The sequence below is a fragment of the Exiguobacterium sp. MH3 genome, from assembly GCF_000496635.1.
Classification (GTDB): Bacteria; Bacillota; Bacilli; order Exiguobacteriales; family Exiguobacteriaceae; genus Exiguobacterium_A; species Exiguobacterium_A indicum.
Map to the genome: position 1 here is coordinate 1138540 of NC_022794.1, position 17608 is coordinate 1156147.

Genomic DNA, 17608 nt, shown 5'->3' on the forward strand with positions numbered 1-17608 from the left:
TGGGGAGGATATTCTATGAATTATAAGGGGACTATGTTGATTCTGTTTTCAAGTGTGTTTTTGATCGCTGGATGCACGGATGAGGCGGTCACGACGGAACAGAAAAAAGTAGAAGTCAAAACTACTACGCATACGAATCAGACGAAACACCCCATCTTAAATCCAGTTCAGTATGAAAAGCTGTTCAAGCATATGAATGAACACTTGAAGATGGATCAGTTTCAGTTGAAGGATAGTACGATCGGTGCAGATTTCACGGCTGTCGACCAATCCTTGAGTTTTGAGAAGAGAAGATGGTTAACGGTTGACGGAACGATTGATACGCCATCGACCCAGGAGACACTTTATTTTGAAAACCAAAAACAAGATACGCAGTTAGCGATTCATTTTGCGTATACGAATCGATACATAGGCAATGATCTGGTTCAGTATCAATCAAACGGTAGTTACGGCGAGCTCCTCATCATTAGCTACAAAAACATCCTCATATCCGTACAACAAAATTCATTAAACAAAGTAGATCCTGACACGACACAGGAAGCAGCAAAACAGGTGATCCAGGAATTAAAAAACGTCCCCGTTTAAAACGAGAACGTAAAGGTGACAACTCTGATTTGATTAGACCGTACCATCCGGTAATGTCTCACCAGTCCGACGAATCGTCGCGCCAAGTTCAGCGGCGATCGCATTGACGGCTTCTGAATCTTCGTTGACCTCACTGATCAAGATGACACCGTAATGGTCAGGATTGATCTGATTCAGCGTCCGGTTGAACAAATCAAATGATTCCCGCTCGTTCTTCTCATCCCGGTTCGCACCAATCAAGTAACCAGCAACGGAGCCGACGAGCATACCGAACGGACCACCAACGACACCGATTGCCATGCCGATCAATGAGCCTTTGAAGGATTGGTCCTGTTGCGTGAAGTCGATGGCATCGATGAAAGAGAAGCCCTCTGCTTCGTCACGTTTTGCGAGAACCATCTGATCCATCTCGATTTCCTTTATTGCCTCGAGATCCTTAATCATCGCAAAGCCTGTTTTTGCTTTTTCTAAATCACTAAAAATGATTGTCGTAATAACGTGCGTTGCATCGCTTTTGTATTTCGCCATAATAAACGCCTCCACAAGAATCGGATATCGTACTACACTTTTTAAGTACCCTGAACATTCTAAATGGAAACGCGAGACTGGAAATATGAAAAAAACAGGACAACAGAATAATTTTCTAATATCGGCAATAAGTAAAACTTATCGAAAGTCTTTTGTTCTTTCAAATTGTAACGGAATCCATATTATACTATGATAGAACTGTACAAGTAAGCGGTATCAGGGGCTTGATGTCGTGAACACTTAAAGGGGGAATCACCATGAAGCAAACAGATGTGTCGCAAGATGTCTTTGGCGCACGCCGTTCGTTTGAAGCAAACGGTAAGAATTATCAGTACTATAGTCTTGAAAAATTGGAAGAACTCGGATTGACGGAAGTCAAACGCCTTCCATACTCGATTCGTGTCCTGCTCGAGTCAGTACTTCGTCAACAAGATGGTCGTTCGATCACACGTGAACACGTCGAGAACTTGGCGAAATGGGGAACAGCTCAAGTTTCGAACGATGTCGATGTGCCGTTCAAACCGTCACGCGTCATCCTTCAGGATTTCACAGGTGTTCCAACGGTCGTTGACCTCGCGTCACTTCGTAAAGCCATGCAAGATCTCGGTGGAGACCCATCGGTCATCAACCCAGAAGTACCAGTCGACCTCGTCGTTGACCACTCGGTTCAAGTCGATGCTTACGGTTTTGCTGGAGCACTTGCAGAAAACATGGATCTCGAATTCGAACGTAACGAAGAGCGTTACAAATTACTTCGCTGGGCGACATCGGCATTCGATAACTACCGTGCCGTACCACCAGCAACAGGGATCGTCCACCAAGTTAACCTCGAGTACTTGGCATCTGTCGTCCTTGAAAAGGAAACAGCAGACGGTACAGTTGATGTGTACCCGGATACACTCGTCGGAACGGACTCACACACGACGATGATCAACGGTCTTGGCGTCCTCGGTTGGGGAGTCGGTGGGATCGAAGCGGAAGCGGGCATGCTCGGACAGCCATCGTTCTTCCCAGTACCAGAAGTCATCGGTGTACGCATTACAGGTGAGATGCACCCAGGAACGACAGCAACAGACGTTGCCCTTCGTGTAACGGAAATGCTCCGTCAAGAGAACGTCGTTGGTAAATTCGTCGAGTTCTTCGGTCCATCACTCCACTTGATGTCACTTTCTGACCGGGCAACAATCGCGAACATGGCGCCAGAATATGGTGCAACATGTGGATTCTTCCCAGTCGACACAGAAACATTGACGTACCTTCGTCTGACAGGTCGCGATGAAGAATTGATCGAAAAAGTCGAGAACTACTCGAAAGCAAACGGTTTGTTCTACACGCCACAAAACGAAGATCCAACATTCACGAAAACAGTCGAACTCGATCTTTCGACAATCGTTCCTGCCCTTGCTGGACCAAAACGTCCACAAGACCGGATCGATTTGACGGATGTTCATACATCATTCAAAAAAGCGTTGACGGCTCCACAAGGAAACGCTGGATTCGGCTTAGCGGAAGAAGAAGCGAACAAAGTCGCTGTCGTTCAGTTCGAAGACGAAGCAGTTGAAATGCGTACGGGTGACGTGGCAATCGCTGCGATCACGAGCTGTACGAACACATCAAACCCATACGTCATGATCGGTGCTGGACTCGTCGCGAAAAAAGCGATCGAACTCGGTCTTTCGGTTCCAAAATACGTCAAGACATCACTTGCGCCAGGATCGAAGGTCGTTACGGATTACCTCGAGAAATCAGGACTCCAAACGTACCTTGACGAACTCGGCTTCAACACGGTCGGTTACGGCTGTACGACATGTATCGGGAACTCTGGTCCACTCGACCGCGCAGTCGAAGACGCAATCCTCGGTTCAGACTTACTCGTTTCGTCTGTCCTCTCCGGTAACCGTAACTTCGAAGGTCGTGTCCACCCGCTCGTCAAAGCGAACTACTTGGCTTCACCGCCACTCGTCGTCGCGTATGCACTTGCAGGAACAGTCGACGTCGATATCATGAACGCGTCACTCGGAACAGGCAAAGACGGACAAGAAGTCTTCTTCGCTGACATCTGGCCGTCACGTGATGAGATCCAAACGATCATCAACACGGTCGTCACACCAGAAAGCTTCCGTGCAGAATACGATTCAGTCTTCACAGGAAACGAACGTTGGAACAATCTTGACGTGCCAACAGGGGATCAGTACGACTTCGACGGTGAGTCGACGTACATCCAAAACCCACCGTTCTTCGAGAACTTGGCGAAGGAAGCTGGTCAAGTCGAAGCCCTCAACGGACTCCGTGTCTTCGGTAAGTTTGCTGATTCGGTTACGACGGACCACATCTCACCAGCGGGTTCATTCTCGAAAACGACACCAGCCGGTCAATACCTCGTCAACAAAGGGGTTGCACCAAAAGACTTCAACTCATACGGTTCACGTCGTGGTAACCACGAAATCATGATGCGCGGAACGTTCGCGAACATCCGCATCCGTAACCAAGTCGCACCAGGTACAGAAGGTGGCTTCACGACGTACTGGCCAACAGGCGAAACGATGGCGATGTACGATGCTGCGATGAAGTACAAAGAAGATGGCACAGGTCTCGTCATCCTCGCTGGTAAAGATTACGGTATGGGTTCTTCACGTGACTGGGCAGCAAAAGGAACGAACTTGCTCGGCGTCAAAGCCGTCATCGCGGAAAGCTTCGAGCGGATTCACCGTTCAAACCTCGTCATGATGGGTGTTCTTCCACTGCAATACGTGGCAGGCACGACAGCTGAAACACTTGGTTTAACAGGTGAAGAAGCGATCAGCATCGCAATCGATGAGTCTGTTCGTCCACGTGACATCGTTAAAGTCACAGCGACAGCGGCAGACGGAAAAGTCACTGAATTCGAAGCGATCGCTCGTTTCGACTCAGAAGTCGATATCGATTACTACCGTCACGGCGGGATCCTTCCAATGGTCCTTCGTGAGCGTCTCCAACAAGCATAAGTTGTCTAATCAAAGGTGGGGGAAACCCCACCTTTTTTTGACGAGAGGAGGAAAAAGGTGAACCGATTCAAGAAGTGGTTTCAACCGAAGGAAGACCAGCCGTTGCCGATGCGTGACGTGACGCTTGATGAAGTCAAACAAGCGACGCATGCCTTTGAATCCGAACTACCGAAAGGGACGAATCGGACAGTGCTTCTAGATAATGAGCAACGCATTGACTTAAAGCAGCTGGAGCCGTATTTGAAAGCACGTTCGACACAAGTGTTTTACATGTCGCGTGAGACATTCACCATCATGGAGGCAAAAGATCGGGAACTCGTCTATGAGATGGATCATGTCCAGGTTGCCGTCGATCGCTATTTTGACCGGGTGAAGAAACTCCCCTTGAAACCGTATAGTAAAACGTTCCAAGTCGACTGCGCGATGTTGTTTCAAGATGGCTATTTGCGTGAAATGCCGCATCATAGCTATTACTTGGTCGATGAGTCGATGATCGTCTCGCTGACGCCGAAAGAAGCATAAACGTAATCAAGGGTGGACCGAATTCATTCGGTTCGCCTTTTTTTGTCGTCCTGACCATTTTCTGATTTGTTCAAAAGTCTGACGAATTTAGTCAGAAATCGTGAAATCTCGGACAAACCCTTTGTATTCTCCTTATAAAACCGATACGATGATAAGGAATAGAGACTTGAGCTAGGAAGGTGTACATGGCATGACGAAACGAACGAGCACGTGGATTGCAGTAGCAATCGTGGCAATGGCGATCCTCCTTGCCTACAATTTTTATCTCTTGAACAAGACGCAGACCGCAAGCGATGAAAAAGCCGCGACGGTCAAACCGTTTTATACGATGACACGCATCCAATATGTTGAGAAGAAGCTCGCGACGAAAAAAGATGAACTTGAATCACGCACGTATGAAGTCGTCTTTAATGACAAAGGTCATTTCCGGACAGAAGTCGTAGACGGTCCGTCAAAAGGATCGCTTGCGATCTGGAACGGGACGATGTTCCGTGAGTATGATGCGACAGGGAAGTTAGTCAATGAGACGAAAGCCGGCAAAAGTGTCAGTGCGCCGCGCCCATTCCTCTCACGTGGCTTCAACGAACAGATCCTCGCCTTCATCAACAAAGGTGACTTCGGACAAGTCGAGGGAGAAGCGGACATCGCTGGAATGGCAGCAGACGTGTACGTGAAAAAAGAACCATCAAGCACGGTACCAGAAGACTGGATCAAACAATATCCATCGATCTTCGATAAAGAAAACAACCAAGAACAAGCAACGTATTATGTCGCTTCCGACCGTTCGAAAGTACTCGGTGCGGAGTCACGTAATAACGGTAAGCTGTTCTACTCTGTCAAGATGAAGAGTTTTGAAACGATCGATACGTTCGATCCGGATTGGTTAAAAGCAAAATAAACAAGAAACGACCGGCGATGACGCTACGAAACGGTAGCGGACAAAGTCGGTTTTTTCGAGACGCAGGAGGTTCAACATGGAAGCATTCTCGAAAGAGGAGATGTTCAATCAAATCAAAGCGTGGGAAGAGGGCGCGAAGGTCGAGGAGGTGCTCGCCTTACGGTATGCTCAAAGTAGCCGGTTGCTTGGAGAGACGGAAGCACTCGTCCGCATCTTGGCGTTACTCGTCGAACATCGCTATATCATGACGGGACGACTGGATGCCTTAGCTGAGAGTTGGATGCAAGAAATCCGTCAGCATGGTCGTTTGCCAGCTCGTCTTGAGCAGTTGTTGACGGAACAACAATTACAAAGTACGTATCAGCGCCTTGTTGCGCATACGTTTCCGACGATTCGCGAGACGGACAATGCGAACGCCAAACGATCAGCGACGAAAGAACTGATTCTCCAAGCAAGCCAAATCGTCGAGGAGACGGAACAAATCGTCGAACTGACGGAACGGTTGCGTCGATTGGATGCTGGTCGCTGGACGGAACTGTTCGAAGCTGGAACGGCATTACTGCGTTCGAGTGCCACGCTTGAACAGACAGCGCAGACATTCGTCGATAGCTTGCAAGAGCGTTTCTATTCCCGAGAAGCGTTTCGCGAGATGACGGAACTGAAAGCGACGACAATCCAGGATCTCAAACGTGTCGTCGCTTTGCTCCCCGTCGAAAGCAAACAAGTCGAACGCTCAGCACTCGAAGAACTCGACGCGATGATTGGTCTCGAAGACATCAAACAACGGGTCCATCATATGTATCGCTTCTTGAAGTATCAACAAAAACGATCGGAAGATGGCTACCGTTCAAGCGATCAACCATCGCTACACATGATCTTCATGGGTAACCCCGGAACCGGAAAGACGACGCTTGCCCGTTTGATGGCAAAAATCTATCACGAGCTCGGACTTCTCGAACGACCGGAAGTCGTCGAGACGGATCGTTCATCGCTTGTCGGTGCGTTCGTCGGTCAGACGGAAGAACAGGTCATGAGTAAAGTCCGCGAAGCCGTCGGAGGGGTGCTCTTCATCGATGAAGCCTATGCCTTAAAACGTGCCGGACAAAGTGGGAACGATTATGGTCAGGCCGCGATCGATACGCTCGTCGCAGCGATGACGAGTGGGGAATATGCAGGGCGATTTGCGGTCGTGCTTGCTGGTTACCCAGAAGAGATGCGTGATTTCCTGAAGGCGAACCCTGGACTGCGGAGTCGTTTCCCGGAATCAAATCATTATCTACTCGCCGACTATACGGATCAGGAGCTGCTCGCCATCGGACGGTCGATCGCGACCGCGAACGATTACGTCTTGACGGAACAAGCAGAGCGGGCGTTGCTCGGACGGCTTGAGCGAGAACGAGTTGACGCCAGTTTCGGAAATGGACGCGCCGTCCGTAATATCGTGCTTGATGCGATCTTCAAGAAGGGATCAAGCCTTGGAGAGAGTGCTAGTCACGAAGACTTTGCCTTACTCGAACAAGAAGACTTCGAGATGGTGCAAGAACCGGACGCAACCGTTGAGGAGCGGATCGCTTCGCTCGTCGGATTGTCTGATCTCAAAGATGAACTCAAACAGATTGAAGCTCTGTTGTCGATGCAAAAACGTCGCCGGGAAGCCGGTTATAAAGTCTTACCGGTCGAATTGCATGCGGTCTTTAGCGGCAATAGCGGAACCGGAAAGACGACTGTCGCGCAGCTTTATGCTGATGTGTTACGACAATGCGGTTATTTGAAACGCGGACATCTGAAAGTCGTCAGCCGGGCGGATCTCGTCTCCGGTTACGTCGGACAAACAGCGCAAAAGACGCGCGACGCAATTCGCGACGCGCTGGGTGGTGTCTTATTCATTGATGAAGCGTATGCGTTAAACGGTGGAGCGAACGACTTCGGGAAGGAAGCGATTGATACGCTCGTGGATGAGATGACGAAACATCAAGACAATCTCGTCGTCGTCCTTGCGGGTTACGAGCAACAGATGAACGCTTTGCTTGCGAGTAACCCAGGACTGAAATCACGCTTTAAGCGATCGTTCCACTTCCCGAATTATTCGCCAGACGAGTTGATTCAAATCATTGAAGGATACGCAGCACGGTTCGGATACGAGCTGACGGAGGACGCACGGTTGACGCTTACCGAGAAGATTGATGTCGTTCCGAACGGAAACGCACGGGCGGCGATCACGATCGTCGAACAGGCGATCGCGAAGCAGTCGATGCGATTAATTGACAAAGTTAGCTTGTCCGGTTCAGAATGGTCCTATCTTGAAAAAGAGGATTTTTAAGGGGGAAGCTACATGCACACGATTGAAATACCTGTCCGCTACGCCGAGACGGACATGATGGGCATCGTCTATCATTCGAATTATCTCGTCTATTTGGAACTCGCACGGACAGAATTAATCCAGTCCTTGGGTCTTGATTACAAGGAGATGGAAGATGCGGGTTATGTCTCCCCTGTCACGAATGTCAATCTCGATTACAAACGCTCGTTGACGTACGGTGATACAGCGGTCGTCACGGTTTGGATTGATCATTACGATGGACTACGGACGATTTATGGCTATACAGTCAAACATCCGGACGGGAAGCTTGCGGTATCTGCGAAAACGACACACGTCGTCGTCAAGAAGGAAAACTTCCGACCGATTCGCTTGCCGAAGGTGTTCCCGAACTGGCACGAAATTTATGAGAAGATGAGCGAGACGGACGCAGCACTCTTAACGGAAGCGTGAAGAGATACATCAAAAGCGGAATCGATTTTTGAATCGGTTCTGCTTTTTTCTTTTTCAGTCTGAACAGTAAAATTTAGCACTTGGTACTAACGACCGATGACAAAGTCAGAATCATTTGCGAAAATAAAGAAGCTGAAGTAAGGTAGGGACTTACTCTATCTGTCGGAAGTAGACTCGACGGATGGAACGATTAGCGGTAACATAGAGAAGCATAAAAAGAAGAGGGGTCTTACTCATGAAAAAAATCGTAACCGTCAGTACGTTAGCGCTTCTCCTTGCAGGATGTAATCCTGGGGATCAACAAGCGGATGATACAACAAAAACGGAACAGAAATCAGATGAGACAAAACAATCAAACGACGAAACGAAAAAAGAAGACACAGCAAAAGACACGAACAAAGACGAAACAAATAAAACAGACGAAACAGCAAAAGACGATACGTCAGAAGAAGCAAAACAAGAAGACAATTCGTCTGACGCGGCAACGCAAGAAGATCAAGGTTCTTCGGATGAGACGAAAAAAGAAGAAGAACAAAAAGACGATACACCAGCTTCAGAGAACAAAACAGAAGACAACAAAGACGAATCGACGGATAAACCGGATAGTTCATCTCAGGATCCAGAACAAGAGAAACCGTCGAAACCAGAAGATGAAACACCGGACGTCGATAAATCAGCAAATGCCAAAGCAAATCTATCACTGGGTAATCTCGTCGTCGTCAATAAGAAATACGGCTTGCCGATCGACTACAAGCCATCGGATCTTGTCGTCCCGAACGTCAGCTTCTCATACTCGGGCGTGCTCGAGCAAAGCTACATGCGGGCGCCGGCTGCGAAACAGATGGAGAAGATGTTTGCCGCTGCTAAAAAAGAAGGCGTGACATTGAACGCTGTTAGTGGATTCCGTTCAGGCGAACGTCAAAAAGTATTGTATAATAATTATGTTGCACGTGATGGCAAGGCTGCTGCTGATCAATATTCAGCTCGCCCTGGTAACAGTGAGCACCAAACAGGTCTTGCTTTTGATATTTCGGCACCAAGCGTTGGTAACGGATTGACGGCTGCCCTTGGTGATACGAAAGAAGGAAAATGGATCGCGAATAACGCAGCCAAATATGGTTTCATCGTGCGCTACGATCGTGGCTTCCAATCACGGACAGGCTATACGTATGAGCCATGGCACATTCGTTATGTCGGTGTCGATGTCGCGACACAAATTAAAAATAACGGACAGACTCTTGAGGAATATATGAAAGTCGGTCACTAAGAGGTTGGAGGTTGACTATGATTGAAATCATAGGGATTTTAGTTCTTGGCTATCTGCTTGGTTCGATTCCGTTCGCACTCCTTGTAGGGAAGTGGGGACATGGAATCGATATTCGCCAACATGGTAGTGGGAATCTCGGGACGACGAATACGTTTCGTGTCTTAGGGAAAAAGGCAGGAATCATCGTATTGATTGGTGATCTCGGAAAAGGAGCTGTCGCAAGTCTCGTTCCGATCTTAATGGGAGCGGATGTACATCCGTTGTTTGCTGGACTAGCAGCTGTCGTCGGTCACATCTATCCGATCTTCGCGAAGTTCAAAGGTGGAAAGGCAGTTGCAACGTCCGGAGGGATGTTGCTCGTGACAAGCCCTGTTCTGTTCGTCTTCCTGCTCGTCTCCTTTTTGACGACACTCCGTCTGAGCCGGATGGTGTCGCTCAGTTCAATCGTGGCGGCAAGTGTCGGAATCGTTGTTTCCATCACGATTGGAGTCTTGACGAACGACTGGATCGTTCCGACGTTCTTTACGGTTCTTGCCTTGTTCGTCATCTTCAAGCATCGCGAGAACATCCAACGGATTCGCCAAGGAACAGAATCTAAGATTCCACTCTTTGCAAAGAAATCGTCTGAATGAGTCATTAAGGCGCATCTGCATCTCGTTCATTGAGATGCGGATGCGTCTTTTGTTTGTGAAAAAAGTCGGATAACGGACGAATTCAACGACATTTCATAGGAACTACACGTTTATTTACATCGGATTTACAAGACCTTTACAGACGTTCGATACACTAGAACTAGAACTTGTCTGTGAAGGGGGAAGCGCACGTGTCGTTGTTAGGAGAAGAGCGGAAATCACGCATCATGGAATGGCTGGAAGAGGAAGGGAAAGTCATGACGAAGGATTTGATCGAACGTCTCGATGTCTCGGGAGAAACGGTACGACGCTACTTAGAGGAGCTAGAACGGGAACGTCAGCTAAAACGCGTGTATGGGGGAGCGATTTATCAAGGAGGAAAACGAGAGACACCGATCTCACGTCGGACGGATCAGTTGTCTCGCCGTTTAGCGCGTTATGCGAAAGGATGGCTCAGCGATTATTCCTGTATCTTTCTTGGGCGAGGCGAGCCGGTCGAGCATCTGTTGCCGTATTTAACGGGGAACGCGACAATCGTTACGAACTCACTGATGGTCGCTAGTCACTTGGAGCAGTGCCGTAAGACGGGACCGTTCAAAGGTGAAATTCGATTACTCGGTGGGACAGTCGATGCCTACGGGCAGACGGTCGGAGTCGAAGTCTTGCAGGCGCTCGATGCTTACGCTTTTGATGCCTGTTTTCTATCGTTTGACGGTGCCGAAATCGAACGGGGATTCGTCAGTGATGATATCGAGTCGTCACTCATCCAAAAAGCCGTCATCAGCTGTACGAAGGACGTCTATGCCTTTTTGGCAAATGATGAATTCCAAGGCAATCGTAAATATAAGGTGGCAGAGTTCCGCCGTGCGAAGATCGTTCTCAGTCCAGCCTCCTATCCACCATCGTGGGAAATGAAACTGTTCAACGAACGCGTGAACTGGATGGTCGTCTCATGATACACTGATGCGGGAGGGATGCATCATGTTAGAAATCATCGCATCGACTGTAGAAGAAGCGGTCGCAGCAGAACAAGCCGGAGCGGACCGGATCGAGCTCGTTTCCGCATTATCCGAAGGTGGATTGACGCCGAGCTATGGACTGATTCGTCAAGTCGTCTCGACGGTCGAGATTCCAGTTCACGTCCTCGTGCGACCGCACAGCAAATCGTTCGTCTATTCGAAATCAGACGAAGAGACGATCATCACGGATATCGACTTGATCCGTGAACTCGGTGCTGCCGGGATCGTCGTCGGCTCATTGACCGCAGACGGTCGTGTCGACGAAGGCTTCCTTGGTCGAATCATCAAACATAAAGGGGAACTGTCATTGACGTTCCACCGGGCGATCGACAGTAGTCGCGATATTCTCGAAGCGGCAGAAGTGCTCGCTGATTTTCCAGAAGTCGACCGGATCTTGACGTCGGGTGGTCAAGCGACGGCATTAGAAGGTAAAGAGACGATTGCGCGCTTGATTGAGGAACATCCGGATCTGATCATCTTACCAGGGTCCGGGATTACGCTTGAGAATGCGGAAACGCTTCTTGAAGCGACGAAGGCATCGGAACTACATGTGGGATCCGCGGTCTTACAAGACGGTATCATTCAAAAAGAACGTGTTGAAGCATTGACGCGACTTCTCGGCTAATCCTATACCGCACGAATCCATTTTTCGAATCTGATGAGATGAGGGAAATGGATTTTTTTGTATGTCTTCGTGACGGATTTTCGACGATTCCGTGACGCGATTGAAAAGCAGAGCGGGATAACTAGGTTTTTCAACGGGACTACGCTAGAATCAAAGATGGAAATAGTGGAAATGAAGGAGTACGACATGATACCAAAACAATTAAAACAAGACGCCCTGGGTACACTAAAAGGACGCTGGCTGGTCGGGCTAAGCATCTCGATCATCTACTTCCTTATCTTTGCGCTTGCAGCGAGCCGGATGTCCTTTGACCAAGATGACATCGACAGCATGGTCCGTTTCATCGGACTGAACATGGTCGTAACGATCGTCCTTGCTCCGGTGACGGTCGGACGAACGATTGCTTACTTACGCTTCACACGCGGGGAATCTGCTGGCATCGGAACGTTATTCGAAGGATTTTCTTCGTTTCGACGTGCTTTCCGGACGATTGCCGCTTACGCGATCGTGACGGTATTGGTCTATGTCGGATCATTTTTGATTTTACCGGCATTGTACTTTTATCTAGCGTATCGCCTCGTTCCGTACATTTTGGTCGACCGACCGGAATTGTCGTTTTGGCAAGTACTCGGTGAGAGTCGTCGGATGATGAAAGGGCATAAGCGTGAACTGATCATGCTTTACCTGAGTTTCATCGGCTGGGGTATCCTCGCACTACTTAGTACTGTGGGGGTCATCTTCTTGACGCCATACTTCGATACGACGATGGCACACTTCTATGAACGCTTGAAACCAACACGTCAATCATCCGTCGAGGGATGAACGAAAAAAGCCTGTACATTACGTCAGTAGACGTAGCGTACAGGCTTTTGCTCATTCTACCGAAGCGCGTGAACGTTCGGCGAGCAACAGATAAAGCGCTTGTGTACCGGAATCGGCATGACCCAGCTCAGCAAGTTGTTCATATAAATCCTTCGTCAGTGCAAGACCAGGTGTCGCAATGCCCATCTCAGCGCCGCGTTCGAGGGCAAGACGCATATCCTTGATGAAGTGCTTGACGAAGAAACCAGGTGAGTAGTTTTCAGCGATGACGCGCGGAATCAAGTTCTCAAGACTCCAGCTACCGGCAGAACCAGATTTGATCGTCTCGATGAATTGCGTCGGGTCAATCCCGGACCGCGTGACGAACAACAGCATCTCCGCTGTTCCGATCATCGAGCCGGCAATCGCGATTTGGTTCGCGAGTTTCGCTGATTGTCCTTTACCAGGACCACCGAAGAGTGAAATCGATTTTCCCATCGCTTCGAATAATGGCTTCGCTTGCGCGAACGCTGCTTCTTCACCACCGACGAGAATAGCGAGTGTCCCGTTCTTCGCACCGAGGTCACCACCTGTGACAGGTGCGTCCAGTGCCTGAAGACCGCGTGCTGCCGCTTCCTTCGCGATGCGTTCTGCAAGAGCCGGACTGGATGTCGTCATGTCAATCAGAATCGTTCCTGGTGCCGCATGATCGAGGATTCCGTCTTCGAAGTAGATCTGCTCGACGTCTTGCGGATAACCGACGATTGAGATGACGACGTCGACATCCGTGACGACGTCTTGAATCGTATCGACGATTTCGACACCATCCGCTTCAAGGACAAGTCCTTTTTCTTTCGTACGATTGTATCCTTTGACTGTAAAACCTGCCTTGCGCAGATTGCGGACCATGCCTTGTCCCATGACACCTAATCCGATGAAACCGACTGTCTTCATACGTGATTCCCCCTTGCACGTTCCGTGCCGATGAATTGTTGCGTTACGAGCTTATTATACAATGGATTGTCGACGACAAGACGATCATGTGTCCCGATGCCGGAAATCCGACCATCTTCAAGGACGATGATTTGATCGGCATGACGAACTGTCGCGAGACGATGGGCGATAACGAACGTCGTCCGTCCGACCATCAATCGCTCGAGTGCTTCCTGAACGACCCGCTCGGACTCGGAGTCGAGGCTTGACGTGGCTTCATCCAGCAATAGAATTTCCGGATCTCGGAGGAGTGCACGTGCGATCGCAATCCGTTGGCGTTGACCACCAGACAACTTGACGCCCCGTTCTCCGATTTCAGTCGCATACCCTTCCGGAAAACGTTCAATGAACGTATCGGCATTCGCCATCCGTGCAGCCTCACGGATTTTGTCTTCACTGACGTCTTCTGCAAGACCATAGACAAGATTGTCACGGATCGTTCCCGATAAAACAGGTGAGTCTTGGGCGACATAACCAATCGCTTGGCGCCAAGACGATAGCGTCAAATCAGCGATGGATTGATCTCCGAGTCGAATCTGCCCGGACGTCGGTTGATAGAATCGCTCCAGTATCGCGAATAATGTCGTCTTCCCGGATCCACTCGGACCGACGATCGCTGTCGTCTTGCCGCGTGGTAACGTAAAGCTGACATCCTGGAGGATGGGCGTCTCATTGTATCCGAATGATAGGTGATCGACCGTGACGTCCGTAAACGGACGCGGCGCAACAAGCGCTCCAGGTGCTTCCGGTGTCTCATCGAGAAGCTCGATGATTCGCTCTGTCGCCCCGCGAGCCTTCTGTAACTTCGTGATGAATTCAGTCATCGTCACGAGTGGCGTCATGATTTGGAACAAATAGAGTGAGAAGGCGACGAGTTCACCTGCTGTGATCTGGTTCGTCGCGACGCGGTAGGCACCAAAGCCGATGATCAAGATCAACATCGTCGTCAAGGTGACGTTAAAAATTGGCAACAAAAGGGCTTGGATTCGTCCTTCCTTGACGCCATAGCCATAAAGATTCTCAATGCGAGTTTTCCCACGGTCGAGCTCATAGGATTCAGTCGCTTGCGATTTGACGAGTCGGACTTCACCGAGCATCTCGGCAAAAAAACCGGATAATCCTGCGAGTTCCTTCTGAGTCTCACGGGATATCTTATGAAGCTTCCGCACGAGTGGAATGATGATCAATAGCGTCACGGGTACAGCGATGACCATGACGAGTGTCATTTGCCAGTCGAGGAAGAACAGGATCGTGATCGCCCCGATGATCGAGACGAGTGATGTCAGCAGGCGGACGAGTTGCTCCGACAGCAATTGCTGGAGTGTCGTAGCGTCACTATTGAGCCGAGAGACGAGCTCACCTGATTTCGTCTCATCATAGAACGGAATTGACAAGGTCAACAGGTGTTTCCATAGGAGCGTCCGCAAATTAGCGACGATTCGTTGACCGACGATCTGTAACCAATAGATCGATAAGGCGTTTGCGACGACTTGGACGACGAAGACGATCACAAATAAACTGATCAGCTGCGGAGTCAGTCGATCGACTGTAAAACCGTCAATCAACGTCTTTAAGAACCAAGGAATGGCGAGTGCAGCCAGCGCTTGGATGACGGAGACGGAAACGGCAGCGGATAATAATCCGACCGGGGGTTTCGTTTTTTTCAATAACAGGTAAAAAGATTGGAACGTCGCAGCGTTCATTTCAACACATCCTCTCTTTTCCATTGTCCGAAAGAACGAAGAAACGGTCAAATGGGAAACGCGACTTGACAAGAAATCTTTTGGTTTGTGACACTGATAGTGGAACCAACAAGGGAGGATTCAGATGTCTATTTTCGTAGATGCGGACGGATGTCCCGTTGTCGATCTCGTCGTTCGACACCGACAGGGACGTGACGTCTTTTTAGTTTGTGATACAGCACACCAGGTGATGCGGGAGGGGGCGACGACGATCACGGTCGGACAAGGACCAGATGCCGTCGATTACGCGATCGTCAATCGGATGAAACGCGGCGATCTCGTCGTGACCCAAGACTACGGTTTAGCAGCACTCGTCTTAGCGCGAGGAGGCTTCGCGATCGACCAAAACGGTCGTCAGTTTACGAACGAGAATATCGATCTTTTGCTTCATACACGCCATGTCGGACAACAAATCCGACGAGCGGGTGGACGGACGAAAGGACCGAAAAAACGGACGCGCGATGCGGACCGGGCCTTTGAAGAGGCATTTCGTGCATTAGTGCAAAGAAGCATATAAGGAAGACAGTACTCGAACTGTCGATCAAATAGGGACCATGCTATAATTTGTAACAGGAATGAATTTTGAAAGGAGGATACACGTTGAAACGAATCTTACGCGACCACTCGAAGGACCGTCCTTACCGATTGCGCCAAGGAACGGTTCCAGCATCAGCTGAGGCACGACTCACATCACTCGATCAACGTGAAATCAATCGATTACAACAGAATTTACGAGAAGTCGAACTGAAATTGAAGCAACGCAATGAAATCATGGAAGCGTTAGCGACGCAAAATGTCGAAGCGGCCTGTGAGACCGTCCTGACGATCCTGTTGCAACTGCTCGATGTAAAAGAAGGTGCCATCCTCTTGTACCGTCGTGAACAGTTGAATCATTTCGTCGCGCAAGGCATCGACGAGATGGAGCTGATCGAAAAAGATCTCGATCAATATTCTGTCTTACGTCGGGCGTTCGTCATGCGTAAATCGGTTCAATTACCGATTGGCGATCAGTTCGAATCGGCGATTCCCGTCCAATCTCCAAGTAATGGACAAGTCGTCGGGTTACTTTATATACGTCATGCTTTTCCTCAGTTCAATCTAGAGCAAGTCGGGGACTTACTTGATCTATCACGAAAACTCGGAATGACGCTTGAACGCCATCTATTATTCCATCAGATGGAGCATGAAAAGATCAAGACGTATCAGCTCCTCGACTCGATTCGGGAAGCTGTCCTATACATCGAGAGTAGTGGGGAACAGATCTATGCGAACCAAGCTTTGTTGAACATGTTTCCACCGAAGCTCGTCAATCAAGCGCAAGGATTCCGCCACGCCTACGAACGGGCGACGTCGCTGTTTGAACATGTCGATCAGCCAGACGCACTCCATGACTACATCGGTCAACTGATGAATGGAGATATTCCGGGAGAAACGATCGAACTATCAGCGTTTCGGGGGAACTTGCTACTCAGTGCTTACGCCGAGCGGATTGCGATCGCAAACGTCGAGTGGGGCATGATGCTCGTCTTACGGGACGTGACGAAAGATAAGGAACTTGATCTTAAGCAGGCAGAATTCGTCTCGATCGTGTCGCACGAGTTGCGGACACCGCTCTCTTCCATCATGGGCTTCACGGAATTATTGATGAAACGAGAAGTGGATCCGAAGCGCCAAAAGCGATATTTGCAGACGATTCATTCAGAAACCGTTCGTTTGGCGGAATTGATCAATGACATCTTGGAAATTCAAAAAGGAGAAGATTCGACGCATGGGACTCAAAAAGAACCGCTTGATGTGAAACAATTGATGTTCGAGATGAAACCGATGTTTGATCTCGCGAGTCGCGCGCATCGCATCAGTGTCCAGTTCGATCCAGGCACCTATACGATTTCAGCAAGCAGTGAAAAGATGAAACAGCTGTTCACGAACTTGATCATGAACGCGATTAAATATTCACCTGAAGGTGGCGCAATCCGGATCAAAGGGTCAAACCAGTCGGATCAATTACGGATTGAGATTTCGGACGAAGGGCTCGGTATACCAGAGAAAGCCCTACCTTATATCTTTGATAAGTTTTACCGAGCAGATAACTCGGATACACGTAAAATCGGTGGAACCGGCTTAGGACTCGCGATTTGTCGCATGATCGTGCTTGATCATGGTGGAGCTATTTCCGTCCAATCAACGGAAGGAAAGGGCAGTACATTCATCATTCAACTCCCGCTCGACGCATGACCGACAA

Annotated in this window: 16 protein-coding genes; 13 read left to right on the forward strand and 3 right to left on the reverse strand. The window is 49.2% G+C overall.

Annotated features, from left to right (window positions below; translation table 11 throughout):
* Positions 1-15 precede the first annotated feature (15 nt).
* Entirely contained in the window at positions 16-585 is a 570-nt protein-coding gene (locus tag U719_RS05720) for a hypothetical protein (RefSeq protein ID WP_023467795.1), read from the forward strand.
* 33 nt (positions 586-618) lie between these two features.
* Here the strand turns inward: U719_RS05720 and U719_RS05725 are convergent, their stop codons facing one another.
* A complete protein-coding gene (locus U719_RS05725; protein WP_023467796.1) occupies positions 619-1113 on the reverse strand; it encodes a hypothetical protein in 495 nt (164 codons plus the stop codon).
* Between the two features lie 257 nt (positions 1114-1370).
* On the opposite strand from U719_RS05725, the gene acnA reads away from it, so the two are divergent.
* The 10 genes from acnA to U719_RS05775 all read left to right on the forward strand — a co-directional run bounded on the left by acnA (position 1371) and on the right by U719_RS05775 (position 12652).
* The gene (gene acnA / locus U719_RS05730) at positions 1371-4097 is read left to right on the forward strand and encodes an aconitate hydratase AcnA (protein WP_023467797.1); all 2727 of its coding nucleotides are present in this window, start codon (positions 1371-1373) and stop codon (positions 4095-4097) included.
* Positions 4098-4154: 57 nt separating this feature from the next.
* Positions 4155-4619 carry a DUF3939 domain-containing protein gene (locus U719_RS05735; RefSeq protein ID WP_023467798.1) on the forward strand — a complete coding sequence of 155 codons (465 nt, stop codon included), beginning with the start codon at positions 4155-4157 and terminating at the stop codon, positions 4617-4619.
* Between the two features lie 190 nt (positions 4620-4809).
* Positions 4810-5517: a hypothetical protein gene (locus U719_RS05740; protein WP_023467799.1), complete on the forward strand. Its 708-nt coding sequence runs from the start codon at positions 4810-4812 to the stop codon at positions 5515-5517.
* Between the two features lie 76 nt (positions 5518-5593).
* A complete protein-coding gene (locus tag U719_RS05745; RefSeq protein WP_023467800.1) occupies positions 5594-7837 on the forward strand; it encodes an AAA family ATPase in 2244 nt (747 codons plus the stop codon).
* 12 nt (positions 7838-7849) lie between these two features.
* On the forward strand, positions 7850-8287 hold the full coding sequence (locus U719_RS05750; protein WP_023467801.1) for a thioesterase family protein: 438 nt from the start codon (positions 7850-7852) through the stop codon (positions 8285-8287).
* 235 nt (positions 8288-8522) lie between these two features.
* The gene (locus U719_RS05755) at positions 8523-9554 is read left to right on the forward strand and encodes a D-alanyl-D-alanine carboxypeptidase family protein (protein ID WP_023467802.1); all 1032 of its coding nucleotides are present in this window, start codon (positions 8523-8525) and stop codon (positions 9552-9554) included.
* A 17-nt stretch (positions 9555-9571) separates the two neighbouring features.
* Positions 9572-10186, forward strand: coding sequence for a glycerol-3-phosphate 1-O-acyltransferase PlsY (plsY, locus tag U719_RS05760; RefSeq protein ID WP_023467803.1), 615 nt, complete (start codon positions 9572-9574; stop codon positions 10184-10186).
* 191 nt (positions 10187-10377) lie between these two features.
* Entirely contained in the window at positions 10378-11142 is a 765-nt protein-coding gene (locus U719_RS05765; protein ID WP_023467804.1) for a DeoR/GlpR family DNA-binding transcription regulator, read from the forward strand.
* A gap of 25 nt (positions 11143-11167) precedes the next feature.
* The gene (locus U719_RS05770) at positions 11168-11830 is read left to right on the forward strand and encodes a copper homeostasis protein CutC (protein ID WP_023467805.1); all 663 of its coding nucleotides are present in this window, start codon (positions 11168-11170) and stop codon (positions 11828-11830) included.
* 186 nt (positions 11831-12016) lie between these two features.
* Positions 12017-12652, forward strand: a complete 636-nt coding sequence (locus tag U719_RS05775; RefSeq protein ID WP_023467806.1) for a DUF975 family protein — start codon at positions 12017-12019, stop codon at positions 12650-12652.
* Positions 12653-12703: 51 nt separating this feature from the next.
* Here U719_RS05775 and U719_RS05780 read toward each other — a convergent pair whose 3' ends face one another.
* The gene (locus U719_RS05780) at positions 12704-13585 is read right to left on the reverse strand and encodes an NAD(P)-dependent oxidoreductase (protein ID WP_023467807.1); all 882 of its coding nucleotides are present in this window, start codon (positions 13583-13585) and stop codon (positions 12704-12706) included.
* Positions 13582-15327, reverse strand: coding sequence for an ABC transporter ATP-binding protein (locus tag U719_RS05785; RefSeq protein ID WP_023467808.1), 1746 nt, complete (start codon positions 15325-15327; stop codon positions 13582-13584). Before U719_RS05785 ends, U719_RS05780 begins: the two co-directional genes overlap by 4 nt.
* Before the next feature lie 124 nt (positions 15328-15451).
* Between U719_RS05785 and U719_RS05790 the strand changes: the two genes are divergently transcribed.
* Complete coding sequence (locus U719_RS05790; RefSeq protein ID WP_041255052.1) at positions 15452-15883, forward strand: YaiI/YqxD family protein; 432 nt, start codon at positions 15452-15454, stop codon at positions 15881-15883.
* A gap of 83 nt (positions 15884-15966) precedes the next feature.
* Positions 15967-17601, forward strand: coding sequence for an ATP-binding protein (locus U719_RS05795; RefSeq protein ID WP_023467809.1), 1635 nt, complete (start codon positions 15967-15969; stop codon positions 17599-17601).
* Positions 17602-17608 lie beyond the last annotated feature (7 nt).

Coding starts and splice junctions, on each gene's coding strand:
- U719_RS05720 (WP_023467795.1), top strand. CDS start 16: ATGAATTATAAGGGGACTATGTTGATTCTGTTTTCAAGTGTGTTTTTG.
- U719_RS05725 (WP_023467796.1), bottom strand. CDS start 1,113: ATGGCGAAATACAAAAGCGATGCAACGCACGTTATTACGACAATCATT.
- acnA (WP_023467797.1), top strand. CDS start 1,371: ATGAAGCAAACAGATGTGTCGCAAGATGTCTTTGGCGCACGCCGTTCG.
- U719_RS05740 (WP_023467799.1), top strand. CDS start 4,810: ATGACGAAACGAACGAGCACGTGGATTGCAGTAGCAATCGTGGCAATG.
- U719_RS05745 (WP_023467800.1), top strand. CDS start 5,594: ATGGAAGCATTCTCGAAAGAGGAGATGTTCAATCAAATCAAAGCGTGG.
- U719_RS05750 (WP_023467801.1), top strand. CDS start 7,850: ATGCACACGATTGAAATACCTGTCCGCTACGCCGAGACGGACATGATG.
- U719_RS05755 (WP_023467802.1), top strand. CDS start 8,523: ATGAAAAAAATCGTAACCGTCAGTACGTTAGCGCTTCTCCTTGCAGGA.
- plsY (WP_023467803.1), top strand. CDS start 9,572: ATGATTGAAATCATAGGGATTTTAGTTCTTGGCTATCTGCTTGGTTCG.
- U719_RS05770 (WP_023467805.1), top strand. CDS start 11,168: ATGTTAGAAATCATCGCATCGACTGTAGAAGAAGCGGTCGCAGCAGAA.
- U719_RS05775 (WP_023467806.1), top strand. CDS start 12,017: ATGATACCAAAACAATTAAAACAAGACGCCCTGGGTACACTAAAAGGA.
- U719_RS05780 (WP_023467807.1), bottom strand. CDS start 13,585: ATGAAGACAGTCGGTTTCATCGGATTAGGTGTCATGGGACAAGGCATG.
- U719_RS05785 (WP_023467808.1), bottom strand. CDS start 15,327: ATGAACGCTGCGACGTTCCAATCTTTTTACCTGTTATTGAAAAAAACG.
- U719_RS05790 (WP_041255052.1), top strand. CDS start 15,452: ATGTCTATTTTCGTAGATGCGGACGGATGTCCCGTTGTCGATCTCGTC.